This window comes from Mycobacterium interjectum, assembly GCF_900078675.2.
GTDB classification, from domain to species: domain Bacteria; phylum Actinomycetota; class Actinomycetes; order Mycobacteriales; family Mycobacteriaceae; genus Mycobacterium; species Mycobacterium interjectum.
The window spans coordinates 1,293,913-1,318,078 of sequence record NZ_LT546237.1; the positions used below are offsets into that span (position 1 = coordinate 1,293,913).

At 67.4% G+C, this 24,166-nt stretch carries 23 protein-coding genes and 1 pseudogene; 6 read left to right on the forward strand and 18 right to left on the reverse strand.

Annotated elements, in window-relative coordinates; translation table 11 throughout:
- Window positions 1–6: 6 nt before the first annotated feature.
- Window positions 7–907: pseudogene (locus tag BN4348_RS40430) on the reverse strand (LysR family transcriptional regulator).
- Window positions 908–1,054: 147 nt separating this feature from the next.
- Between BN4348_RS40430 and BN4348_RS40435 the strand changes: the two are divergent.
- Window positions 1,055–2,158, forward strand: coding sequence for a sulfite oxidase (locus BN4348_RS40435; RefSeq protein WP_066912323.1), 1,104 nt, complete (start codon window positions 1,055–1,057; stop codon window positions 2,156–2,158).
- Window positions 2,159–2,168: 10 nt separating this feature from the next.
- Here the strand turns inward: BN4348_RS40435 and BN4348_RS40440 are convergent, their stop codons facing one another.
- From BN4348_RS40440 to BN4348_RS40450, 3 genes are all read right to left on the reverse strand, one after another.
- Entirely contained in the window at window positions 2,169–2,660 is a 492-nt protein-coding gene (locus BN4348_RS40440; protein ID WP_066912326.1) for a DUF2231 domain-containing protein, read from the reverse strand.
- A 34-nt stretch (window positions 2,661–2,694) separates the two neighbouring features.
- A complete protein-coding gene (locus BN4348_RS40445; RefSeq protein ID WP_066912626.1) occupies window positions 2,695–3,321 on the reverse strand; it encodes a hypothetical protein in 627 nt (208 codons plus the stop codon).
- A gap of 300 nt (window positions 3,322–3,621) precedes the next feature.
- On the reverse strand, window positions 3,622–4,431 hold the full coding sequence (locus tag BN4348_RS40450) for a SigB/SigF/SigG family RNA polymerase sigma factor (protein ID WP_066912329.1): 810 nt from the start codon (window positions 4,429–4,431) through the stop codon (window positions 3,622–3,624).
- Window positions 4,432–4,863: 432 nt separating this feature from the next.
- Here BN4348_RS40450 and BN4348_RS40455 point away from each other — a divergent pair, with 432 nt between their 5' ends.
- The 4 genes from BN4348_RS40455 (at window position 4,864) to BN4348_RS40470 (ending at window position 8,750) form a co-directional block, all read left to right on the forward strand.
- The gene (locus tag BN4348_RS40455) at window positions 4,864–5,748 is read left to right on the forward strand and encodes an SDR family NAD(P)-dependent oxidoreductase (protein ID WP_167670503.1); all 885 of its coding nucleotides are present in this window, start codon (window positions 4,864–4,866) and stop codon (window positions 5,746–5,748) included.
- 357 nt (window positions 5,749–6,105) lie between these two features.
- Window positions 6,106–7,506, forward strand: a complete 1,401-nt coding sequence (locus BN4348_RS40460; protein WP_066912335.1) for a WS/DGAT/MGAT family O-acyltransferase — start codon at window positions 6,106–6,108, stop codon at window positions 7,504–7,506.
- An 81-nt stretch (window positions 7,507–7,587) separates the two neighbouring features.
- Window positions 7,588–8,373 carry a heavy metal-binding domain-containing protein gene (locus BN4348_RS40465; RefSeq protein WP_066912338.1) on the forward strand — a complete coding sequence of 262 codons (786 nt, stop codon included), beginning with the start codon at window positions 7,588–7,590 and terminating at the stop codon, window positions 8,371–8,373.
- Window positions 8,373–8,750 carry a DUF5073 family protein gene (locus tag BN4348_RS40470; protein ID WP_066912341.1) on the forward strand — a complete coding sequence of 126 codons (378 nt, stop codon included), beginning with the start codon at window positions 8,373–8,375 and terminating at the stop codon, window positions 8,748–8,750. Before BN4348_RS40465 ends, BN4348_RS40470 begins: the two co-directional genes overlap by 1 nt.
- 11 nt (window positions 8,751–8,761) lie before the next feature.
- On the opposite strand, the gene BN4348_RS40475 is transcribed toward BN4348_RS40470, so the two are convergent.
- The 4 genes from BN4348_RS40475 to BN4348_RS40490 form a co-directional block, all read right to left on the reverse strand.
- A complete protein-coding gene (locus tag BN4348_RS40475) occupies window positions 8,762–9,223 on the reverse strand; it encodes a nuclear transport factor 2 family protein (RefSeq protein WP_066912344.1) in 462 nt (153 codons plus the stop codon).
- 41 nt (window positions 9,224–9,264) lie between these two features.
- Window positions 9,265–9,906 carry a cutinase family protein gene (locus BN4348_RS40480; protein WP_372514203.1) on the reverse strand — a complete coding sequence of 214 codons (642 nt, stop codon included), beginning with the start codon at window positions 9,904–9,906 and terminating at the stop codon, window positions 9,265–9,267.
- A gap of 138 nt (window positions 9,907–10,044) precedes the next feature.
- A complete protein-coding gene (locus BN4348_RS40485; protein ID WP_211145803.1) occupies window positions 10,045–10,509 on the reverse strand; it encodes a hypothetical protein in 465 nt (154 codons plus the stop codon).
- Window positions 10,510–10,658: 149 nt separating this feature from the next.
- Window positions 10,659–11,243 (reverse strand): TetR/AcrR family transcriptional regulator, encoded by a 585-nt coding sequence (locus BN4348_RS40490; RefSeq protein WP_066912347.1) that lies wholly within the window; start codon window positions 11,241–11,243, stop codon window positions 10,659–10,661.
- A gap of 97 nt (window positions 11,244–11,340) precedes the next feature.
- On the opposite strand from BN4348_RS40490, the gene BN4348_RS40495 reads away from it, so the two are divergent.
- The gene (locus BN4348_RS40495) at window positions 11,341–12,450 is read left to right on the forward strand and encodes an enoyl-CoA hydratase-related protein (RefSeq protein WP_142308694.1); all 1,110 of its coding nucleotides are present in this window, start codon (window positions 11,341–11,343) and stop codon (window positions 12,448–12,450) included.
- A gap of 64 nt (window positions 12,451–12,514) precedes the next feature.
- On the opposite strand, the gene BN4348_RS40500 is transcribed toward BN4348_RS40495, so the two are convergent.
- The 10 genes from BN4348_RS40500 to BN4348_RS40545 form a co-directional block, all read right to left on the reverse strand.
- The gene (locus tag BN4348_RS40500) at window positions 12,515–14,215 is read right to left on the reverse strand and encodes an FAD-binding protein (RefSeq protein WP_066912350.1); all 1,701 of its coding nucleotides are present in this window, start codon (window positions 14,213–14,215) and stop codon (window positions 12,515–12,517) included.
- On the reverse strand, window positions 14,212–15,594 hold the full coding sequence (locus BN4348_RS40505; protein ID WP_066912353.1) for an aromatic ring-hydroxylating oxygenase subunit alpha: 1,383 nt from the start codon (window positions 15,592–15,594) through the stop codon (window positions 14,212–14,214). Before BN4348_RS40505 ends, BN4348_RS40500 begins: the two co-directional genes overlap by 4 nt.
- Window positions 15,595–15,613: 19 nt before the next feature.
- On the reverse strand, window positions 15,614–17,155 hold the full coding sequence (locus BN4348_RS40510) for an acyl-CoA synthetase (RefSeq protein WP_066912356.1): 1,542 nt from the start codon (window positions 17,153–17,155) through the stop codon (window positions 15,614–15,616).
- Between the two features lie 84 nt (window positions 17,156–17,239).
- Complete coding sequence (locus BN4348_RS40515; RefSeq protein WP_066912359.1) at window positions 17,240–18,433, reverse strand: PPE family protein; 1,194 nt, start codon at window positions 18,431–18,433, stop codon at window positions 17,240–17,242.
- A gap of 78 nt (window positions 18,434–18,511) precedes the next feature.
- Entirely contained in the window at window positions 18,512–19,684 is a 1,173-nt protein-coding gene (locus BN4348_RS40520; RefSeq protein ID WP_066912361.1) for a PPE family protein, read from the reverse strand.
- Window positions 19,685–19,938: 254 nt separating this feature from the next.
- Window positions 19,939–20,811, reverse strand: a complete 873-nt coding sequence (locus BN4348_RS40525) for an enoyl-CoA hydratase-related protein (protein WP_066912364.1) — start codon at window positions 20,809–20,811, stop codon at window positions 19,939–19,941.
- Window positions 20,812–20,837: 26 nt separating this feature from the next.
- Window positions 20,838–21,074 carry a lipoyl domain-containing protein gene (locus BN4348_RS40530; RefSeq protein WP_066912367.1) on the reverse strand — a complete coding sequence of 79 codons (237 nt, stop codon included), beginning with the start codon at window positions 21,072–21,074 and terminating at the stop codon, window positions 20,838–20,840.
- On the reverse strand, window positions 21,067–22,077 hold the full coding sequence (locus tag BN4348_RS40535; protein WP_066912370.1) for an alpha-ketoacid dehydrogenase subunit beta: 1,011 nt from the start codon (window positions 22,075–22,077) through the stop codon (window positions 21,067–21,069). Before BN4348_RS40535 ends, BN4348_RS40530 begins: the two co-directional genes overlap by 8 nt.
- Entirely contained in the window at window positions 22,074–23,012 is a 939-nt protein-coding gene (locus BN4348_RS40540) for a thiamine pyrophosphate-dependent dehydrogenase E1 component subunit alpha (protein ID WP_084454136.1), read from the reverse strand. Before BN4348_RS40540 ends, BN4348_RS40535 begins: the two co-directional genes overlap by 4 nt.
- A 100-nt stretch (window positions 23,013–23,112) precedes the next feature.
- Window positions 23,113–23,985 carry a mycofactocin-coupled SDR family oxidoreductase gene (locus tag BN4348_RS40545; RefSeq protein ID WP_066912376.1) on the reverse strand — a complete coding sequence of 291 codons (873 nt, stop codon included), beginning with the start codon at window positions 23,983–23,985 and terminating at the stop codon, window positions 23,113–23,115.
- Window positions 23,986–24,166 lie beyond the last annotated feature (181 nt).

A 24,166-nucleotide genomic window follows, 5' to 3' on the forward strand; every position in this document is an offset into this window, starting at 1 on the left:
AGGGAGCTAACGAGCCACGTGGCCGGCGATGTGCGTGAGCAGGTCCCGCGCGACTCCGGCGGACGGTGCGCGCCCACCCACCCAGACGGCCCGCAGTTGGCGTCTCAGGTCCAATTGGGCGATCGGCACCGTCCGCAGCCGCCCGATCGCCAGGTCGTCGGCGACCGCCAGCCTGCTCATCACCGCGGGCCCCGCGCCGGCCNACCGGATGCGCTTGCGGGGCGTACTCGCCCAGCGCTCGGCGCAGTGCGGCGGTGAGCGCATCGCGCGTCCCCGATCCCGGTTCGCGAGTCACCAGCGGCGTCCGACTCAGTTCCGCCGCGGTTATCGATCGCTGGCGCGCCGCCCATTTGTGGTCGGGGGGCACGATCAGCACGAGCTCGTCGTGCGCGACCACCTTGCTGCGTAACTCTTTTGGCAGGTGGGGCGTCTCGATGAAGCCGAGATCGGCTTTCCCGTCGCGCACGGCGGTGATCGCCTGGTCACTGTTGGTGGCGGTCATGATGACCTCGGGAGTGGTGGCGCCGAGCCGGCTTGCAGCGAGCTGCAGGGATACCAGCCAGCGCGGCATGAGTTGTTCGGCGATCGTGAGGCTGGCCGCCACCTTCACGCGCTTGCGCCTTTCGGCTCGCAATGACGCCAACCCGGCATCCACGTACTGGGCGACGTCGAGCAAGCGGTCCGCCCACTCCGCGACGACGACTCCCGCGGGTGTGAGTTGCGAACCGCGTGGTGTCCGAATGACCAGCGGGATACCGGTCTGGGCCTCGATCGAGGCCAGCCGCGCCGAAACCGCTTGCTGCGTCAGCCCGTATTCCCGGCCCGCGGCGGCGAGGCTGCCGGTCCGGGCGATGGCCAAGAAAATCTCGAACGCGGACAGCTGCGGTATGTGACTGCTCAGCGGCATGACGATCCTTTGGGTACAAGGCGGCTTTGGGGGTACCCACAAGTAAAACTTGTGCCCCCACAAAACTCACCCCCCTAGCGCTAGCCGCGTAGCGGAGGAACGATTGCTGATATCGCCGGCAGAGGAGGAAGCGTGACAATAAGCGCCATGACGCCGACCACGGCAGTGTGGGGTAAACGCGACGACATGATCGTGCGTGCGCACTTTCCCTACAACGCCGAACCGCCGCCCGGAGTCCTGGCCGGCGGCGGCATCACCCCGATCGACGCTTTCTACGCCCGCAATCACGGCCGGTTCCCCAACACGGCGCCGCAGTACTGGCGACTGGCAGTGAACGGACGGGTGGCAAGGCCGCTCACCTTGACGTATGCGCAGCTGACCACCGAGTTCGATCAACACGATGTGGTGGCGACGCTGGCATGCGCAGGCAATCGGCGCGCCGAGCTGCTGCGGGTGCGGCCTATACCCGGGAAAGAGCACTGGGCGCACGGGGCGATCTCCACCGCCCAGTGGCGGGGCGTCCGGCTGGCCGACGTCCTGGCGGCCGCGGGAGCGCATCACGACGACGGGCTGCACGTCGCCTTCGAGGCATCGGACATCGCCGAGGAGGCGACGCCATTGCAGCCTTACGGGGGCTCCATCCCGCTGAGCAAGGCCATGTCGCCCGAAGTGCTGCTCGCGTGGCAGATGAACTGCGAACCCCTCCCGCGCGCCCACGGCGGTCCGGTGCGGGTGGTGGTGCCCGGATACGTCGGTGCGCGCAGCGTCAAGTGGATCTCTGCCATCACCGTGCAGACGGGCCCTTCGGAGAACTACTTCCAGTCACGCGACTACCGCATCCTGCCGGCGGACGCCGACCCCGACGCCGCCGCCGCCGGGGAGGGCATTTCGCTGTCGTCGCTGGCGCTCAACTGCGACATCCTCGACCCCACCGACGACGACCGGGTGCCACGCGGTCAGTTGACCATCCGCGGCTACGGCATCGCCGGCGACGGCCGCAGCGTCGAGCGCGTCGACGTGTCGCTCGATGACGGGCTCACCTGGCGGCAAGCCGATTTGCATCCGGCCCCCGGTAAATGGTCGTGGCGACCGTGGTCGCTGGACGTCGACGTCCCGCCGGGACCGTTGCGCATCACCGCCCGTGCCTGGGACGAGGCCGGTGCCACACAGCCGGAATCCGCGGCGTCGCTGTGGAACCCGCGGGGCTACGGCAACAACGCGTGGGCGCGCGTCGCATTGAACGTGCACTGACGCGAGTTGGCTAGGTCCCGTTGGACTTCTCGAGGCGCGCGATCTCGCCTCCCCATACCGATTGGGCGCCTGCATCACCGGTGCGGTAGACCTGCACCATCGACGAGACGCTCACGGCGAGAACGATAATCGCCACGACGACCTGGCTGATCACCCGCCGCTTCTCGGATCGGCGTTCGATGAAGCGCAGCGCGACCAGCCCGATCGCGACCACCAGCAGGGCGGCGGCGAAGTACACCATCGTGCTGCCGCGTTCGGCGTGTTCTTGCAGGATGGGGCTGGGCTTTTTCCTCAGGTCGTAGAGCCATTCGCCGGCGTTGACCGTGATGGGCGTTATCACCATTGTGGCGGTGGCCAGCAACAGCGTGAGCCACAGCAGCTGGCCCCGCCGGGCGGCCGGCCACAGGCCGCAGACGATTTCCAGCACGGCCGTGAGCGGCACGAACACCACCACTAGATGCAGCAGTAGCGCATGGGCCGGCAGGCCGTTGACGACGTTCATAAATCCCCTCGCCTGCTCGCGTCAGGCGCTCGGCTCAACCGCCGAGCCCCTTCTTCACGGCCGCGTCCTGCTTCTGCGCCACGTCGGTGACGAAGTCCTGCGGCGGGAGCGAGTCGACCGGTCCGTCGAACTCCAGCGTGACGAACGCCCGGCCCTCGGTGAACATCAATATCAGGACGCCCTTGGAGTTGTCCGGCGAGTTGCCGGTCAGCGTCGTTCCGCCCGTTCCGACGTTGAATGGTTCGGTTTTCGGATTCTTGACGTTATTGCCCTGATTGCCCTTCGCCGCATTCAGCGCGTTCGTGGCAGCCGCCGGGTCCGGGAGGACCTGGATCGTGTCCTTGATGACGTGGCTGTTGTCCTGGGTGCTGAACGTCGTCGCGACGCCCGGCTGGCCGTTGGGGTTATTCGTCGGCGGGCTGCCCGTGAACTGGATCGGTGCGTCGATGTCGGTGGCCTGGATCAACAGCGAGGCGTAGTCGCCGGCTTGCGGTGGCGCCGACGATTTCGTCGCCGGGCTGCTGCTGTTGGTGGCGGGGCTGGATGACGACTGCGATGTCTGCGAGGTCGAGGGGGCCGGCTTACCGCCGCAACCGGCCACCGATGCCGTCAGCGCCGTCGCCGCCGCGAGGCCCGCGATCACAGTCCGAGAAACCCTCATCGCATCGCGCTCCTTCCAGGCTGACTCCGGCGACACCGTCGACTCGTTTCCGAATCGCACAGTACATCGCCTGGACGCGCCGAAGGTGCTGCCAGGCCGTGGCGAACCGCAACCACGGCTACGCAGCGCTTGCGATCGCCACGTCCTATGGTGGCGACCCGCAGCGCCCGGCTACGCCGCGCTTGCGATCGCCACGTCCTATGGTGGCGACCCGCAGCGCCCGGCTACGCCGCGCTTGCGATCGCCACGTCCTATGGTGGCGACCCGCAGCGCCCGGCTACGCCGCGCTTGCGATCGCCACTACTCCAGCTGGTCGCGCAGGCAGCGCAGGGTGTTGGCCAGGATGCGAGAGACTTGCATCTGCGACACGCCGATTCGCTCGGCGATCTGGCTTTGGGTCATCGATTCGAAGAACCGCATGTACAGCACCTGGCGTTCGCGCTCGGGGAGCGCGCCCACCAGGGCGTGGACTGCCTCGCGGTTGGTGATGTGCTCGATTTGCGGATCGATGCCGCCCACCGCGTCGGCCACCAGTCGGGGTTTGCCCGAGTCGTCGGCCCCGAGGGGCGCGTCGAGCGAGTCGAGACGATAGGCGTCGCCCGCGACGAGGCATTCGACGATTTCCTCCCGCGGGACTTCCAGCACCTGAGCCAGCTCGCCGGCGGTGGGCGCGCGGCCCAGCTTCTGCGCCAAATCACCTGTCGTCCGGCTGATTTGGACGTGCAACTCGCGTAGCCGGCGCGGCACGCGCATGCCCCAGCTGTAGTCGCGGAAGTAGCGCCGAACCTCACCCATCATGGTGGGAACCGCGAACCCGATGAAGCTGGGCCCTTTGTCGGGGTCGAACCGGTTGATGGCGTTCATCAGCCCCAGGCGGGCGACCTGAATCAGGTCGTCTAGACCTTCGCCGCGACGGGCGAAGTGGCTGGCCACATGGTCCGCCAGGGGCAGGCATCGCGCGACGATTCGTTCGCGCTGCCGCCAGTACTCGTGGGATTCGCCCGGCATCTGGCGCAGCGCGACGAACATCTCGACAACGTCGTCGTAGGAATCGTTCGATTGTGCGCTGGCAGACCGGGTAGGACGGGGTGGTGTCGCGACGTTGCTCATAGGCTCGAGCGCGTCTTGCTGACCAAACTCGCAGTGAAACGATAAGTGCACGAACAGGTTTGCATTTTGGCCCACTCCCTATGGGTCACGTGCGTGGAGGCACCGCAGCTATGCGCACAGCCGCCTCCACCGCACCTTTATCCGTGGACGAGTCGATGATCAGCGCACATAGCAACAACGGGAGGGATGACGGTGCGGGTATCGCCGGACGTCAAGCCCAAACAACCGTGCGGGCTGATTGACCGCTTTGAGCTAAACGGCGACATGTCCAGAACGGACTTCACTGGCAACTCTACGCCCCGTCGCGGGAAACCGCGATCCCGCTCGCATAACAGCACGAAAGCGGACGGTTGGCTGCGGCATGGCGTTCTCGTTCCGGTGTCGCCCTGGGTACTGTTCGCCAGATGGGTGTGACCACCGCGACACATGCCGATGCGTAGCCCGCACCTGCTGGGTGGCCGCGGCGTGGTGGTATGCGGTGGCAGCCGCGGCATCGGGCGGGCGGTCACCGAACTGATGTGCGATCTCGGCGCCGGCGTGGTCGTCAACGGGCGCGACGCCGACGCCGTGCAGGAGACCGTCGCGGCGATCACCGGATCGGGGGGCCGCGCCACGCCGGTGATCGGCGCCGCGGACGACGAACGTGTAGCCGGGGCGCTCATCGACGAATGCATGCGTTCCTTCGGGCGGTTAGACGCCCTGGTCAACTGCGCCGGGATCGCCGAGCCTGCCGACTCGTCGATCCTGAATGTCTCGCCGGCAGAATTCGACCGCCTGATCGGCGCGCATCTCGGTACGACGTTTCATACCTGCCGGGCGGCCGCGGGTGTCATGGCCGCGCAAGGGCACGGGGCGATCGTCAACACCGGCTCGGTGGCGTTTCTCGGGGACTACGGCGGAACCGGCTACCCCGCGGGCAAGGGCGCCGTCAACGCGCTGACCATGGCCATCGCGGCGGAACTGAAGCCCCATGGTGTGCGGGCCAACGTGGTGTGTCCCGGCGCGCGGACGCGGCTCTCCACGGGCGCCGAGTACGAGCGACACATCGCGGACCTCCATCGCCGCGGCATGCTCGACGAGATGACGATGCGAGCCTCCCTCGACAGCGCTCCGGCGGCGTTTGTGGCCCCACTCTATGCCTATCTCGCCAGCGACTTGTCGCACGACGTGACCGGTCAGATCTTCGTCGCCGCGGGCGGGTTCGTCGGCAGCTTCGATCGCCCGACGCCGCGCGTGCTGGCGTATCGCGACCACCACGGGGCCGAACCCTGGTCGGTCGAGGACCTGCACAAGATGGTCGGCTCGCCGCCTACCTGACCCGCGCGCCGCGTGAACCGATCAACCGACCGCTGGTTATCGCGGAGGGGGTCGTCGCGACCCCCCTGGCGTGGAAGCCGAATTCGAAGACGGCGGCGCGGCCCGGGGCGACGCGGTGATCGGCGCCGAATGTTTATCTGTCGCGGCGTTCGGGGAACCCGTCGGTCTTCATCGGGGCGCGCGCCGCACCCGGGGATTGCTGCGTCCCGCTTCGGAGCGGGACCGTTGAAATCACGCCGCGGTCATCAACAATTAACGCGAAAAGTTTTGTAATGCAGTGGCTTTCCACATTTGCGCTACCTAAACTCTGTGGGGTTAGGTCGGGGGATTTAGCGGTCACTAGTCGGGCGGGCGGTTATGGAACGACTAAGCGGACTTGACGCATTCTTTCTCTATTTGGAGACTCCGACGCAGCCATTGAACGTGTGTTGCATTTTGGAGTTGGACACCTCGACGATGCCGGGCGGCTATACCTACGGCCGCTTTCGAGCCGCGGTGGCCAAGCGCGTGGCCGCGATGCCGGAATTTCGGATGAAGCTCGCCGACACGCAGCTGAACCTGGATCACCCGGTGTGGGTGGATGACGAAGACTTCCAGTTGCGGCGACATTTGCGCCGCCTCGGGGTGCCGGCGCCCGGGGGGCGCCGCGAACTGGCCGACATCTGTGGCTATGTCGCGGGGCTTCCGCTGGACCGCGATCGACCGCTGTGGGAGATGTGGGTGCTCGAGGGCGGCGCCCGCGCGGGCGCGGTGACGGCGCTGCTCAAGGTCCACCACGCCGTGGTCGACGGAGTGGCCGGCGCGAACCTGCTCGCCCAGCTTTGCACCCTGGATCCCGACGCGCCGCCACCGCGGCCGACGCGCGGCGCGGGTCGCGGCAACGCGCTGCAGATTGCCGCGAGCGGACTTCTCGGGTTCGCCCTGCGGCCAGTGCGGCTTGCAACCGTGCTGCCGGCGACCATGCTGACGTTGGCGCAGACGGCGCTTCGCGCGCGCGACGGGCGCACCATGGCCGCGCCGTTTTCGGCGCCGCCCACCCCCTTCAATGGCGCCGTCAGCCGGCTCCGCAATATCGCCTACTCCCAGCTGGACATGCGCGATGTCAAGCGGGTCAAGGACCGGTTCGGGGTGACGATCAACGACGTCGTGGTGGCGCTGTGCGCGGGGGTGCTGCGGCGGTTCCTGCTCGACCGCGGCGAGCTGCCCGACCAGCCACTGGTGGCGACCGTGCCGGTGTCGGTGCACGACAAGTCCGACCGGCCCGGCCGCAACCAAACCACCTGGATGTTTTGCCGGGTGGAAAGCCAAATCGGCGATCCGGCCGAACGCATCCGCAGCATCGCGGCGGGCAATGCGGCCGCGAAGGACCACACCGCGGCCATCGGCCCCACGCTGCTGCACGACTGGACGCAGTTCGGCGGACCCACGATGTTCGGCGCGGCCATGCGGATTCTGCCGCGCATCCCGATATCGCACAGCCCCGCATACAACCTGATCCTGTCGAACGTGCCCGGCCCGCAGGCCCAGTTGTATTTCCTGGGCTGCCACGTCGACACCATGTATCCGATGGGACCGATCATCGGCAGCGCGGGGCTGAACATCACCGTGATGTCGCTCAACGGGGAACTCGGCATCGGCATCATCGGCTGCCCCGACCTGCTGCCGGACTTGTGGGACATCGCCGACGCGTTCCCCGACGCGCTCAAGGAGCTGCTGGAGTGCGGCGACGATCAGCCGGAAGGTAGCTGTCCGCGATAGTTCTCGCGAGGCGTAGCCATCCGGTGATCGCCGCCCGGCGGGCTACGCTGTCCTTCCGGACCTCAGGAGGGCCTGCAGCCGATGCAACCGAACCCGCTCGACCCAGTTGCCAGCGAACGACTGTCGCACGCCGGCAAGGTCTTCACCTCCGACCTGTCGATCAACGAATTCGCCCTGCTCCATGGGGCCGGGTTCGAACCGATCGAACTGGTCATGGGCGTGTCGGTCTATCACGTGGGTTACCAGTTCACCGGCATCAGGCAGCAATCCGAGCTGCCGGTGCTCACCGAGGCGACCTACCGCGCGCGGTGGAACGCGATGTCGCGGATGCAGGCCGAGGCCGATTCGCTCGGCGCCGACGGAGTGGTCGGCGTCCGCCTCGAATGGCGTCATCAGGGGGAGGGCGAGCACCTCGAGTTCATTGCTGTCGGCACCGCGGTGCGGTACACCGCGAAACCCGGGGCATACCGGCGCCCCAACGGGCAGGCGTTCACCAGCCACCTGTCCGGCCAGGACCTGACGACCCTGCTGCGGTCCGGCTACACCCCGGTCGCGTTCGTGATGGGCAACTGCGTGTTCCACGTCGCCGTGCAGGGGTTTTTGACGATGCTGAAGCAGGCGGGACGCAACACGGAGATGCCCCAATGGACACAGGGCAGCTACCAGGCCCGGGAGCTGGCGATGTCGCGCATGCAGAGCGAGGCCGAGCGTGACGGCGGAAACGGCGTCGTCGGTGTGCATTTCGCCATCTCGAACTATGCGTGGGGACACCACACGGTGGAGTTCTACGTGGCGGGTACGGCCGTCCGTCGCGGCGGCGAGGCGCAAATTCTGACGCCGTCGTTCGTCCTGCCGATGAGTGATTGATGACGGCCTTCGATCACGAACGGGTCACTCACGCCGTCGGGTCGGCCCTGGCCGGGCCCGGGGGAGTCGCGTTGGTCGTCAAGGTGTTCTGTGGTGTTCCCGGGGTGGTCCTGGTCCCGCCACGGCGGGGCTTTTTCCGCTCACAGCCCGAGCGGATCCAAATCGGCGACTGGCGCTATGAACTCACCGCCGACGGCCGGCTCCGCGCCGCCCACGTGGTGAACGGCATCGTGCTGGCCGAGGAGGTGCTGGCCGCCGGCGCCGTGGGTCCGCACGTCGCCCGGGCGCTGGGACAATTGGTGAGCGGTTACGGCCCGACGATCGTTCCGAACATCGATGCGGCCCTCGAAGTTCTCGAGAGCGCGCCCCGTTTCTGAGTTACCCGGGCTCACTCGCCGGGTTGAGCCTGATCGATCGCCACCACCCACCGGCTGAGCCGCCACGCGCCGCCCTGTTTGGATGCCGTGAACTCGTAACGGCCGGTCAGATCGGGAACGGGCGGGCCGCCGTCTCTGACGGCGAAAACCTGGACGTAACAGTGCCCCGTCGCCTCGGTGTCGCCCTGGCTGGAGAACCAAAACGAATTGAGCGCGTGGCGCCGCTGGTTGTTTTCGGCCTTGAACCCCGCCTTCCGGACCGCGAGCAGGCTCATGACCGTATCGATGTCCGCCGACAGCGGGCGGCCCTCGTGCCACAGGACGAGCTCGGGTGCCTCGGTGAACAAGGCACGAAAGTCGTCGAGCAGGTTCTCGTCATAGGTGTAGGCGTAGGCGCCGAACAAGTTGATGATGGCCAGCCGGTCGGCGACGTCGAAGGCGGCGCTCCCGACATGCTCGAGCGGACCGTTCATCCCCACTCGATCTCCCCGGTCACGATCGCCCGTTCGCGCGCCTACAGGCGGCTCGCGGCGAAATCGGCCGCCTGATCGACCATCCCGGCGTCGACGTACTGCCGGTGCGCGGCCGGGAATCCCGATCCCGAACAGACCGGATCGTTGGGAACGCACAGGTCGATCGTTTTGGGCGCATATAGCGGGCCGACCGTGACCGGCGGCTCGTTGATGATGCTCATGAACTGGCCCGAGGGCTTGCCGAAGAGGGCGACCGCGGCGACGTGGTTGGCGACGTCGGGAGGCATCGGCTGGGGTGGTTGCGCGAGGTTTGCTCCGTCCGGCACCTTGTTCGCGGTGACGAAACCCATCACGGCCGCGCCCTGGGAATATCCACCCAGCACCATCTTGGTTTTGGGACAGCTCGCCGCCATGGACTCGACGTGGTGGCCGGCGTCGTTGATGCCGTCAATGGCGGTGGGGAAGTCCGTGGTGGCCGGGTAGTTGACCGGATACACGCCCAGCGATTTGCCGCCAACTCGCGAGCGCAGCGTATCGACGAAATTCTGGCCGATGCCGCCGACGCCGGGAGGCTCGCTGGTGCCCCGGGCGAAGACCACCTCGACATCGGGGCACGGCTCGGCCGATGCCGAGGGAACGGGCGCGATCACCAACAGCCAAATCGGCGCCGGCGCAGCACAAATCAGTTTGAGAAGGGCAGGGAACTTCACGTCAAAATTTTGGCATAACGCGGGGGCGAATGCTCGGCGAGCATCCCGGCCCAGAATCGACCCGTCCCCCCGCGGCCGGCAAAATCGCAGTTCAGGGGCGTAACGGCGGGGCTACTTCGCGGTGTCCCGGCCGCGCAGGAGGGAGGTGGCGGCGCGCAGGACACCCCGAAACGCGTACGCCGCGGTCACCACCGACAGCAGGATCAGCAGGATGAACATCGGCAGCCAGTTGCCGCGGCTGTGATCGACCTCCCACCAGATGATGGTGAACAACACCACGCAGAGCAACAGCACCACATCCCGCCAATTGCCCCGGTACGACAGCGTGGCCTTGCGCAGCGCGCGATTCCTGTCGGCGACGTCGACCAGGTCGTCGATGCGGTCATCGATGGTGCGTTGCAGCTCGGCACGCCGCGCGATGGCCTCCGGCGGGAGACGATCCAGCAAATCCATGTCCTGTTTGATCAGCTCGCGGTAGTTCGGACCCCTGAATTGGCCGGCCGCAACGGCCAGCATCACACCACCGAACACGGGTGCGCTGTTGAGCGCGACTTGTCCCAGACCCACCACGTCCACTCCTCTGCCGGTCGTCAACGTCGGTTCGTTGAGGATCGCCGAACTCGCCGAACGGATCAACCACCCGGGCAATTGCAGATAGGCGACCGCGGGCCCGCCTCATCGAAACCCTAACGCCACATGACTGAATCCCGTTCCACCGCAACGAGTTACGCGTGCGATGCGCCCAGTATCAGCTCGACGGCCTCGTCCAGCCGCCCCGCGATCTCCTGGTAGCTGACGAACCGTGCCGTCAGGAGCGCCCCGGCGAACGTCATCTGCAGCGCGGATTTCACCGCCCGCGGCCACCCCGGGCCCAGCGCGGCACCGATCCGCCTCGACACCTCGGCGCCGATCTCCTCGCGCAGCGGTTTGACCGCGGGATCGTCGGCCATCAGCGCGGCGCCGCAGGCCGTCATCAACTCGGGCTCGTCGGCCACCATCAGCGCCATGTCGCGCAGCGTCGCACCGACCCGGGCCGGGGTGGTGTCGTTGACGTCGGTGTGCAGTGGGAGGTCGCGCAGAAAGCGGAGGTACACCGCCGCCACCAACGCGCTCTTCGACGGAAAGTATGTGTATGCGCTGGCCGGGGAGACCCCGGCGCGGGTTGCCACCGCCCGCATCGTCAGGTTCGCGTACGACGATTTGCGCAGCTCTTCCAGCCCGGCGTCGAGGACTTTGCGGATCGTCTGCGCCGGCCGACGGTCCGAGCGGCGGGGCGTGGTGGCGGCCGGAGAAACCGCTTCCCTAGACACCGGACCAGTGTAGAAACGACCGGCGCGGCCTGCTCCGACGGTCGCGCCCCGCAGCGCCCGGCTACGCCGCGCTTGCGAGCGCTCTAGGGTGGCGGCTATGGCCGAGGCCGACCGGCGCCGCTGGGACGAGCGATACGCCGCCCAGGGACCGCCGCCGGTGAGCGCGGTGGACCCGCCCGACCTGCTGACGCGCCACGCGAACGAGTTTCCGGCGGCGGGGCTTGCCCTCGACCTGGCCTGCGGCCAGGGGTTCGGTGCGGTGTGGCTGGCCCGGCGCGGCCTGGACGTCCGGGGGTTCGACGTCTCCGCAGTCGCCATCGACCGGGCCCGCGAGGTGGCNTCGCAACCCGGTAATGTCACGAAGATGGAGCGGCGCGTGCTCGAAGCGATCATCTATGAACGCGAACCGCCGATTGCGCGGATCATCCTGAATCGGGTCGACAAGGCCAACACCAAGGACGCGGTGTTGGTCACCGAAGTCGACAACTGTCTGCATGAGGCCGACCGCGACAAAGAGATCAAGGTCGTGATCCTCAAGGCCAACGGCAACGGCTTCTGCGGCGGACACGTGGCGCGCTGGGGCCCCGACGAAAACCCCTACCCCGACTTCGGAAACACCTTCGAGGAGCTCTACAAAGGGACCGCCGACCTGTTTCTGTGGCCCACCCTGTATCTCTGGGAATTTCCCAAGCCGACGATCTCGCAGATTCACGGCTACTGCATGGGCGGCGGCATCTATCTGGGCCTGCTGACCGACTTCTGCGTGGCATCCGAGGACGCGTATTTCCAGATGCCACTTGCTCAAAGCCTCGGGGAACCCGGCGGGCACACCATGATCGAACCCTGGTTGTTGATGAACTGGCACCGCACCATGGATTGGCTGCTGCTGGCGCCGACCCTGTCCGCGCAGCAAGCGCTCGACTGGGGGCTGCTGAACAGGGTTGTGCCGCGCGAAGAACTGGAAGACACCGTCGAGGAAATGGCCCGCAAGATCGCCCAGATCCCGCTGACGACGCTGATGGCGGTGAAGAACAACGTGAAGCGCGCCTGGGAACTGATGGGCATGCGGGTCCACCTCCAGGTCAGCCACATCCTGACCAATATGGTGGGCGCCGCCTCCGATGTTCAGGCGCGACGGGCCGAACTCATCCAATCGGGGATGAAGCCAAGGGATTTCGTCGACCAATCGGATCTGCCGCCAGCGTGACGCTGCGGTCACATTCGAAGCCGAGCGTGACGGCAGCGTCACGCTCGGCGACAGGGAGCGGGCCCTAGCGGGTGCGCTCGCCGGCGATTCTGCGCCCGGCGGCGTGCCGCGCGGCGACATATCCGAACACCATCGAGCTGGCGATGCTCGCGCCGGCGCCCGGATAGGTGCGGCCCATCACCGTCGCGGTGGTATTTCCGGTGGCGTACAGGCCGTCGATCACCAGGTCCTGCTCGTCCAGGACCTGCGCGTGCTCGTTGGTGACGACGCCCCCGCACGTCCCGACGTCCGCCGGCAGGACCCGTGTGGCGTAGTAGGGCGCCCGGTCGAGCGGGCCGATGGCGGCGTTCGGCCGGTAGCCGGGATCGCCGAGGCAGTCGTTGTACGCCGACTGACCGCGCCCGAAGTCCGGGTCCAGGCCCTTGGCGGCGAACCGGTTGAACCGCTGGATCGTCCGCGCCAATTCGTCTGCGGGAAGGTCGATCTGGCCGGCGAGGTCGGCGATGGTGTCGCCGCGTTTGACCGCGCCGCTCTCGATGAGCTCCGGTGGCAGGTGCTGGTTTCGCTTGAACGGGTTGCTGCTGGTGACGTATCGGCGCACATAGCCCTCGTCGTAGATCATCCAGCAGGGCACCGCCTTATTGGCGTACATCGCCTTGCCGACCTCGACGTAGGAGTTCGACTCGTTGCAGAATCGCCGGCCGGTCGAGTCGACGTAGATGGCCCCGGGCCGCTGGCGGCCCGAGCCGAGCGAGGCCGCCACCGCACCGCCGTTTGCGATGAAAACGGAAGGCAGCCACCAGGCTTCGTCCAGCAGATCGGTTTTGGCCCCCAGCCGCATCGCCGCCTGCAGTACCTCGCCGGTGTCCCCGGCGTTGGCGATCGACCACTGTGCCTCATTGGGCTGATCACCGCTGTACTGGCGGCGCATCTCCTTGTTGTGGCCGAACCCCCCCGCCGCTAGCAGTACGCCCCGCCGGGCCTCCACGTTCAGCGATTCCGTGCCCCGGGAGACGCGTGCGCCGACCACGCGGCCGTCCTCGACGATGAGATCGTCCATCGCCGCATTCGTCCAGAGCGGCGGCTGCCCGTCACTGAGGTCGATGAGCGCCTTGAGCATCTGAGCGATGAGCGACGCTCCGTTGGTGAGGATCTGGCGGCGGCGCGCCCGCGCGGCCGCTGTGCGCAGGAACACTCGGGTCGCCACGGCGAACGCGCGCGGCGAACGGTTGTAGTACTGAACCGAGCGCAGTTCGTTGGTCAAGACCACGAAGCCGTAGTTCTTGGCCAGCGCAGGCTGCACTTTGCCGCTCCAGGCGCCCAGCTCCGCGGCGTCGAAGGGAATGCCCTCGATCGCGCGCCCGGACTCGTTGCCGCCCTTGTGGTTCGGGTAGTAGTCGCTCCATCCGGCGCACCGGATCAACCGAACACCCTTGCGCACGAGGAAATTGACCATTTCGTAGCCGGCGGTCAGGAACATCTCGCGGCGGGCGGGCGACGACGGCGCGCCGATGTCGCCGACCACGTCGGCCAGGTACGCCAGGCCGTCCTCGTGCGAGTCCGCGACGCCCTCGGCGCGCAGCAGGGGGTTGTTGGGCAGCCAGACGATGCCGCCCGACAGCCCCGTCGACCCTCCGACCAGCGCCTGCTTCTCGATGATCAGCGGCTCCAGCCCGCAGTCGAGTGCGGCCAGCCCGGCCACCATGCCGCCGCCGCCGCTGCCCGCGATGAGCAGGTCGACCGAGCGGTCCCACTGGGTGGTCATCGCGGCCCCTCCCCGAGTCCCAGGTCGGCGACCGGCACGTCGATGGTGGTGTTGGCCTTCTGGATCGCGGGGACCAGCGCGTCGTACGGCAGGCCGGCCAGGAACCCGTCGACGACGCGCTCGAAGTTGGAGATCAGCCCCTCGATCTGGTCCGACAGCCGCATGAACTCAAACCCCTTGGAGTGCAGGCCTTTCTGCTGTCGCGGCAGGTTGGAGAAATCCTGGGCGGGGATGGGCGGCCAGCGCGGGTCGTCGGGCGCCATCGGCTCCGGCGGCTGTGGCTTTCCCGCGGAGATGTCCGAGGGAAACCGGGTCAGCGACCAGATCTCGAACAGTGTTTCCTCGGGTCCCAGCGGGCGAATCCGGTATGACGAGGCGCTGCTGTAGGTGGGCAGGATGAAGTGGTGCGGGAAGCAGAATCCGATCGCGTCGGTGATCCCGCGGCGCACCAGGTCGTTGAGGTCGGGCATGGTGCTGCCGCGGGCCCGATGCCAGCCGACCACCGCGTCGTTGAGGGCGCTGCGCCAGGCCACCATCGCCTCGGCCGGGTTGGCCGGCAGCGCGATGGTCTGCAGACCCTCGGCGACGCGGATGTCGTTCTCGTGGGTCATGCCGCCCATGCCTTCTCCGAGCGTGCGCATGAAGTACAAGCTGCTCGCGACGACGGGATGCACGGCTTCCGACGGGCCGCCGGTCTGCGCGCTCGGCAGCAGCTGGGGATGGGTTTGGGGGACGTGATACCCCTCCATGAACGCCGCGGTGGCCAGCTTCCAGTTCACCGGAAGCCGGCACGACTGCCACCACTCGGTGCGCAACGCTTCGACGTTCCACGCGTCATAGATCGACGCGAACGGTTCGATGCAGTCCCGCAACGCGGGCGCGCCGTCGTCGAGGTTGATCCACGCGCAGCCGCCCCACAGCTCGCACCGGACCGCGACGAGCTGCAGATCGTCCGGGCGCAGGTTGTCCTCGGCGAACGCCTCGGGTCGCAGCACAAAGGTATTGCGCCCGTCGACGCCCCAGCACCACCCGTGGAACGGGCACACGAAGGTACGCCGATTCCCGTTGCCCTCCACCAGCTTTACCCCGCGATGGCGACAGGCGTTGTGGTAGGCCCGCACCGTCTGACTGTCGACTCGAACGACGATGATCGACTCGTCGAGGATCTCGTACTCCACGAAGTCGCCGGCCTTGGGGATCTCCTCGAGGCGGCAGGCCATCTGCCACACCCGTGGCCAGAACATCTCTTTCTCGCGGGCGTAGAACTCCGCGTCGTAATACCGCTGCTTGGGGATGCGATCGGGCGTCTGGACCGCCCATGGCACCGGTAGGGGCGTCCAATTGACGCCGGTTCTCGTCGAACCCGTCTCTACAGCCATCTCACTATCCCTTGTCAGCTCATACGATCCGAGAGGCCCGTCCCTGCCAGTAACGTTCACGAATGCGCCGCTTGTAAAGCTTTCCGTTCGGGTCGCGCGGCAGCTCCGGTGCGAACTCGACCGTGCGTGGGCACTTATAGCCGGCCAGTTGAGCCCGGCAGTACGCGATGAGCTCTGCCTCCAGGTCGGGACCGGGCGCCACGCCATCGACCGGTTGCACGACGGCCTTGACCTCCTCGCCGAACTCGTCGTTGGGGACGCCGAACACGGCCGCGTCCACGAGCTTGGGGTGCATCACCAGCAGGTTCTCCGCCTCCTGCGGATAGATGTTCACCCCGCCCGAGACGATCATGAACGTCGACCGGTCGGTGAGGTAGAGGTATCCGTCCTCGTCGACGTAGCCCATGTCGCCCAGTGACCGCCAACCCCGGTGATTGGAGACCGACGCGGTCTTGGCCGGGTCATTGAAGTACTCGAAATCGGGTCCGCCTTCGAAGAACAGCTCGCCGGACTCGCCCACCGGGAGCTCGACCCCGTCGTCTCCAAGCACGTGAACAGGGCTGAACGGCTTGCCGACCGAACCCGGATGGGCGAGCCATTCCTCGGGTCCGATCGTGGTGCCCGCGAATCCCTCTGTGCCGCCGTAATACTCGTGGATGATGGGACCGAACCACTCCATCATCCGGTGCTTGACGTCCACCGGACACGGGGCTGCCGCATGGAGCACGCATTGCAGGCTGGAAACGTCGTATTTCCGCCGGACCGCCTCGGGCAACTTGAGCATCCGCACGAACATGGTGGGGACGAACTGGGCGTGGGTGACGCGATGCGTCTCGATCAACCGCAGCACGGCCTCGGCGTCGAACTTGCGCATCAGGATCGAGGCGGCGCCGACGCGGTGCACCGCCATGGTGTAGTTCACCCCGGCCGCGTGATACAGCGGTGCGGGGGAGAGGTACACGCTGGACCGGTCCATCCCGTACTTGTGGATCAGCGCCATCTCCAGAACCGCCTGGGCCCACGACCCGTTGCCGTCGGCCGGCAGCGACCGCCGCACCGCCTTGGGCCGTCCCGTGGTGCCCGATGAATAGAGCATCTCCGAGCCGTCCGACAGCGGCGGCGCGTCGCCCGCGGCCGCCAGCGCTCCTTCGTACGAGCGCCAGCCGGGCAGCGCGCCCCCCAGGGCCAGGTGGACGGCCACGCCCGCGTTGGCCGCGCGCACGTGCCCGGCGAGTTGCGCCGCGGACGCCTCTGAAGCGTCGACGAAGACCGCCTTCGCCTCGGAGTCGTCGATGACGTAGGCGACCTCGTCGGGCGTGAAATGGGTGTTCACGGCGGTGTAGTACAGCCCGGAAAGCTGGCAGCCCCAGGTAATTTCGAAGAACTCGGGTCGGTTCGGCAGCACCAGCGCCACGCCGTCGCCGCGCCGCAGCCCGGCGGCGTGCAGCAGGGCGGCGACGCGTTGGCTCCTGGCATGCAGCTCGCCGAACGATATCGGGCCGCCATCGGTAATCAAGGCGGGCGAGTCCGCGGCTGTGCTCGCATGGTCGGCGATGTTCACCCGCGCTCCCCTTTGAGCCGTCAGTGTTCTAACTAGCCGTCGGTGGACTCCCTGTCGTGACGATACCGGGTCAGCGCGGGTCGGCTATCCACCGAGGGGCGGGCGGGCCATGACGGTCGGCCGGAAGCCGTATCGCGGTCCGGCGCCGCCGGCGGAACCCGAACCCGTGCCCGCCAACGGCATGCCGCCGAGCAGGTTCCCGGGTCCGGCGCCGACCTCCGCATTCGGCCGGATCGCGCTGACCAGCTCGGTCCCGGCATGCTGTACCGCCGGGGCGGCCGCCGCCCACGTCGCCGGTACCGACAGCTTGCCGATCGACGTCGCGCTGCCCAGATGCGCCGCCGCGCCGGCGCCACCGCCGAGCAGCCCGCCCAGTCCGGGCAGGCCCTTGGGCACGGTAGCGATACCCGGTCCTGCCGCCCCGCCGATCCAGCCCAGCGTCTTGGAGATCTGAACACCGAAGTTGCCCATGCCGACACTGAAGTAGGGCAGGCCCTCGGTGTTGTAGAAGAAGCTCGTATAGGGGGCGATGCCGTTCAGGAACGTCCCGAGGTTGGTCGGCAGGATGGTCTGCCCGGTCAATAAGAACCACAGCTCGGTCAGCACCGGCATCGACGCGGCGGCTGACGCCGCCGAGGTTGGCGACGCCAGGCCCTGCAGCTGGCTCGGCAGGTTGGCAATCAGCCGTGCCAGCGTGGACTGCGCGCCACCCGCTGCGCCCGTGGCCGCCTGTGCGGCTTGGGCGGCCGGGTTGGCGATCTTCGGTGCCGCGGTGAACTGCGCGACCTTCGTGGCGCTTGCCGAGGAACCCGCGTAGTTGTACATGGCCGCGGCGTCTTGGGCCCAAAATTCGGCGTATTGCGCTTCCAGTTGCGCGATGATCGCGTTGTTTTGACCCAGCACGTTGGTCGCGGTCGCCTCCGCGAGCTCGGCGCGGTTGGTCGCGATCAACGGCGGGGGCACCACCGCGGCGAGTGCCGCCTCGTAAGCTGCCGCGGCCGTTCGAGCCCGCGCGGCCGCTTGTTCGGCTTGCGCCGCAGTCGTGTTCATCCACTCCACGTACGGCTGCACCGCCGCCGCCATGGACGCCGAGGCCGGCCCCAGCCATTCCTCGCCGGACAGCGTGGTGACCACCTTGTCATAACCCGCCGCAGCCGAATTCAACTCGGCGGCAAGCCCGTTCCAGGCCGACGCCGCTGCTATCAACGATGACGAGCCGGGACCCGCATAGATCCGCGCAGAATTGATCTCCGGGGGCAATGCGCCAAAATCAATCATCGTGACTCCTTGGTCGGCCTGGCCGGGTGGGTCTGGGGTTGCGTCGTCTCGACTGACATCCGATCTCCTTGGTGGGCGTTATCCGGCCGATGGCGGGCGTACAACCACGCTGTGGCGAGCCCCGTAGACGTTGGTGTGTCCGTAGGCGGCAGTGCGCCGGCCCGCGGCCCCGGTTGGTATTCCCCGCAGCAGGGCATTACCCGTTCCGCTTGCGGCGCCGGGTGCGGCGGCGCTCTCGTCCACCACAGCGGCGGCAAGTGTCACTTCCGATGTCGGTGTCGTCCAATTCGCCGGCACGGACAACAGCCCGACCTTGCCGGCCTGGCCCGCGCTCGCCGACGTCGCTCCGGCGGTGTGGGCAGCTACGCCGCCCACACCCTCGAAGTGCAGGCCGAAAAATTGAGGCGTCGGGTACCAGGCGCCGCCCGAACCGGCCGTGGTTCCGGAGCCGAACGTCAACTGCTGCCCGATGCTGTAAGCGAAGTTTGCGACGCCCACCCCGAAATACGCCTGCAAGGTTTGCTTGAATACCGTGATGTAGTTAGGCGGGGTAAGCCCTAGCCAGTTGTTGGTCGGAGTGGGTAGCCCATACTTGAGGAAGCCTTGGATCGTGTTCCAAATGAGCCCCTGCGCGGCCGACGCCGTCGGCGACGAAAGTTGTTGCAGCGCTTCAGGAGCGGCGGCTTGGGAAGCCGTGGCGTCCTGCCGGGCCGCGGCGTCGGGGGTGGCGATGCTCGGCGGTGATTGGTATGGGGTCAGCTGGGCGGCCGTCGCCGAGGAAGCCGTATAGCCATACATGGCGGTCGCATCCTGGGCCCACATCTCCGCGTACTGGGCTTCGGTGGCGGCGATCGCCGGCGTGTTCTGCCCGAAGAAATTGGTGGCAATCAGCGTCATCAGCAACAGCCGGTTGGCCACGATCACGGGCGGCGGCACCGTCATCACGAAAGCTGTCTCGAAGGCGGCCGCGGCCGCGCGGGCCTGGCTCGCGGTCTGCTCGGCCTGGGCGGCCGCCGCGCCGAGCCAGCTCACATAAGGGGCGACGGCGGACACCATGGCGGCCGACGAGGGCCCCACCCAGGGGGAGCTGGTCAGCTCCGTGATCACCGAGCTGTAGCCGCTCGCCGCCGTGCCCAATTCCGCCGCCAACTCGTCCCAGGCCGTCGCGGCGGCCATCATCGGCTCCGAACCCGGGCCCGAATACATTCGACCGGAATTGATTTCGGGTGGCAGCACCCCGAAATCCAGCACCTCACTACCCCTTAGCCGACCGGGATCCGATGGTCGATCCTCGGCCGGTGTCGGTGGACACACGCGAATCGTAATTCGGCCGGCGTCGATTGCCTTGAATTAGAAGCGCTACGGCGCGTCTATTTACTTCGGCCGGGGGCTCTTTGGCCGTCATCTGGAGCAGCGTCGGTCAGCACGGCCCAGCGCCACCAGGGCCGAACGTCGCCTGTGTATGTGGCTAACGTCCCGTCAAGCTGTGCAGAGCCGCGACATTGTCACGCCGGCGAAGCGCCGTCCTTCGCGGCGGCCGCGGCGGCCTGGCGCCGGGCCTGTTCGGAGGGCAGCACCTTGTCCTTGAACACCGTCTGGATCAGTTCCTGCACATCTTTGCTGATCGACGCGAGCGCGACCAGGTCGTTGGAACTCTGCCAGTGCACCCGCATGCCCATCAGCTCCCAGGCTCGCTTGAGATTGGCCTTGGTCGCCAACAGGGTCGTCATCGGCGCCTGGGCGATGTGGCGGGCGATGGCGTCGGCGCGCGCCTCCAGTTGGTCGCGCGGCACCACCTCGTTGACCAGACCGACCTCCAGCGCCTTCTTCGCGTCGATGACCTCGGCCAGGTAGAGGTAATACGCCGCGCGCCGCCAGTTCATGAAAACCCACGGCTCGATCGAGCATTCACCCGACGGCATCCCGAATCCCTGCAAGGGCGGATAGGAGAAGTACGCATCCTCGGCGGCGATCACGATGTCGGTCGTCAGCCCGTAATGGGTGCCCCCGCCGACGCAATAGCCGTGCACGGCCGCGATGGTCGGCTTGGAGAACTCCCACAGGTTCAGAATCGGCTTGACGAACAGGTCGGTCTGGGGCTTCCACGGCGTGCCCATCACCTTGGCGCCCTCGACGAATGCCGGATAGTCGACCGCGTTGTTGCCGATGGCATGCCCGGAGCAGAAGCCCTTGCCGTTGGCCTTGAGGATCAGCACCTTGATGTCGTAGTCACGATCCGCGTCGAGCAGCGCGGCGTCGACTTCCTCGGCCAGCTTCTGGTCCTGGGCGTTCGCCTTCTCCGGCCAGTTGAGTGTGACCCGGGCGATCGGACCTTCCTTTTCGTAGACGATTCTCTCGCGGGTCTCGTTGAGATCCATGTAGTCTTACCTTTCACTGTTTCGAATTATGCTGTAATGATGCCGATTTCGGCGCCGATGTCGTAGGTCGTCCCGACCTGTCCGGTCCATTGCACGACGCCCGACGCGCCGGCTTCGATTTCCTGTTCCACCTTCTCGGTGGCGATCACATAGATTGGTGTGCCCGCCTCGACATGCTCACCCGCATCCACGAGAAGATCGGTAAGCTCGGCCTCCGAGACGGCCACCGACACGCGTGGGATGCGGATGATGAAGTCAGCCATGCACTTTGGCCTTCCCCGCGCTTTCCAAAGCACGCCGGGCGGCCGCAACGATGCGCTGCGGCGACGAGTACATCTGCGCCTCGAGCGCGGCCGCGGCCGGGTTGGGGACGAACCTGGCACCCACCCGTTCGACGGGTGCTGCCAGCTCGCCGAACAGTTCGAACTGCAGGATCGCGGCGATTTCCGCTCCGGGGCCGGCGAATTGGACCGCGTCGTGCGCGATCACGACCCGTCTGGTGCGGCGGGCCGATTCGACGATGGTCTCGACATCGAGCGGCACCAGAGTGCGCAGATCCACCACTTCGGCGCTGACTCCCTGTTCGGCCAGCGTGTCGGCCGCCGCGAGCGCGTCGTGCACGGGGCGACCGTATGCGATCAGCGTCACGTCGGTGCCACGCCGCTTGATGTCGGCCTGTCCCAGGGGGATTGAGAATCCGGGTTCGACGGGGACGGGCCCCTTCTTGCCCTGCAGCCGGATCGTTTCGATGAATAGGCAGGGGTCCGGATCGAAGATCGCCGCTGTCAGAAGGCCTTTGCCGTCGCGCGGGGTGGACGGCACGATGACCTTCATCCCCGGGATGTGCATGAACCACGCTTCCAGGCTTTGCGAGTGCGTGGCCCCGGTGGCCAGCCCGGCATAGACCTGGGTGCGGATGGTGATCGGCGCCGTCGTCCGGCCCGCCGTCATGAACCGCAACTTGGCGGCGTTGTTGATGAGCTGGTCGGCGGCGATGCCGATGAAGTCCATGATCATGATCTCGGCGACGGGCAGCATCCCGTCGATCGCGGCACCGATCGCGGCACCCACGATCGCGGCCTCCGAGATGGGCGTGTCCAAGACCAGGTCGTGGCCGTACTTGGTGGACAACCCCGCCGTGGGCCCCGAGGCGCCGGGATCGGCGATGTCCTCACCGAGCAGGAACACTCGTTCGTCGGCGCCCAGCGCCTCGTCGAGCGCGAGGTTCAGCGCCTCGCGCATCGTCATCTCTTTTTCCTGCGTCATACCGGAAACCCGATCGGGGTCGCGTACACGTCGTGGTCAAGCTCGTCCCTCGAGGGCGACTGCGCACCCATGACCGTCGCCAGGGCGTCCTCCACCCTGGCAAGCGCCGCGGCGTCGATACGGTCGAGTTCGTCGGAGCCGCAGATTCCGGCCTGCGCGAGGCGATCACGAAACCGCGGCACCGGGTCGGCCGCCATGGCCGCGGCCAGTTGCTCCTTGGGGATGTAGGGCATCCGGTCACCGAAGTAGTGGCCGCGGAAGCGGAACGTCACGCACTCGATGAGCGTGGGGCCCTGGCCGGCGCGGGCGCGGCGCAAGGCGTCGTCGAGCGCGGATTTCACCGCCAGCGGGTCATTGCCGTCGACGCGCACGCCCGGCATGCCGTAGCCGGCCGCCCGTTGGGCGACGTGCTCGAGCTTCATCGTGTCCGACGTCGGCGTCATCTCGGCGAACAGATTGTTCTGGCAGACAAACACTAGCGGCAGGTCCCACAGCGCGGCCATGTTGGCCGCTTCGTGGAACGAGCCGGTGTTCGTCGCCCCGTCGCCAAAGCTGACCACCGTGACCCGGTCGAGGCCCTTGCGCTTGCCGGCCATCGCCAACCCGACGGCCACCGGAGGTCCGGCCCCGACGATGCCGGTCGAGAGCATGACGCCCACGTCGGGCTTGGCGATGTGCATGGTGCCGCCCTTGCCCCGGCTCGCGCCGACGGTACGACCCATCATCTCGCCGTAGATCTCCTCGAGCGGGACGCCCTTGCCGATCAGATCGTGCAACCCGCGGTAGGTCGTCACCAACTGGTCGTCGGGCCGCAGCGCCACCCCCATCGCCGCGGCGATCGCCTCCTGACCACGCGAAGGCCAATACACGCACATGAATTCGCCGGTGCCGATGCCCTTGGACAGCCGGTCGTCGGCGGCCTTCATCAGGATCATCAATTCGTAGAGGTGACGTTCGACGTCCGCTGCGGCCTGACCGTCGCTCACCTATACCCTCCAGTCATTCTGCACCCCAACACGATTGGCGACGCCGTCGTCAGCCGCCCGACCACGGCTTGACCTTGAGGAAGCCGCCCCCGTCCACGCGGAGCTGCTGTCCGGTGATGTAGCGCGCCGCGTCGGACGCCAAAAACAGCACGGCCTCGCTGATGTCCTCGGGTTCGACGTAGGGGATGGGCATCGCCTGAACCACCGGAAAGACCGGTTCGGCGTCCTCGCGGGTCGGCTCCTTCAGGTCGGGCCGGAACGCGCGGTACATCGGTGCGCTGTGCAGCATGTCGGTGTTGACGTTCGTCGGATGCACCGCGTTCATCCGGATGGAGAACTTGGCCAGTGCCAATGCGAAGTCGTTGACGTAGTGCGCGGCAGCGAGTTTCGCGAACGCGTAGCCGGCGCCGCCGGGGCCACCGACCCCACTCTCAGCGCCGGAGGTGCTCAAGGACGACATGAACGCCGCGTTCGACCCGATCACGATGATCGACGCGCCGGCGCGCAGATGCTTCAGGCTCGCGTGCACCAGATTGAGCACGCCGACCAGGTCGACATCGACCGCGTCGGCGAACGCCTGCGGCGGAAGGCCCGCGGTGAGCGGGCAGATGCCGGCGTTGGCCACCACGATGTCGAGGTGGCCGAACTCGGCCACACCCTGGTCGATCGCGGCGGCCAAGGCCACCCGGTCGCGGACGTCGGCGATCGCCGTGTACGCGCGCTGCCCCTCCTTCTCCACCAGCCGCGCCGTCTCGTCGAGATCCTCGGGACGCGCCAGCGGGTACTCGTTCGTCTCGATGTCCGCGCACAGGTCCACCGCGATGATGTCGGCACCCTCCGCGGCCAGCAGGCGCGCATGGGAACGGCCCTGGCCGCGCGCCGCCCCGCTGATCACGGCCACCTTGCCCGTCACCCTGCCCATGTTCCGTCCTTCGCCCCGGTGCCTACACCAGCGACCCGCGTTGGGGCCCAACGCTATTCGGCGCCAAAGAGCCGGGAATCCGCGCACTCACCGCACCGCGCAGGCGGAGCGACCCTATGGTCGGCTCCTTCACATGTCTGCCACGAAAACTGCGCGTGGCCACAGCCGGGCTCTCGATATC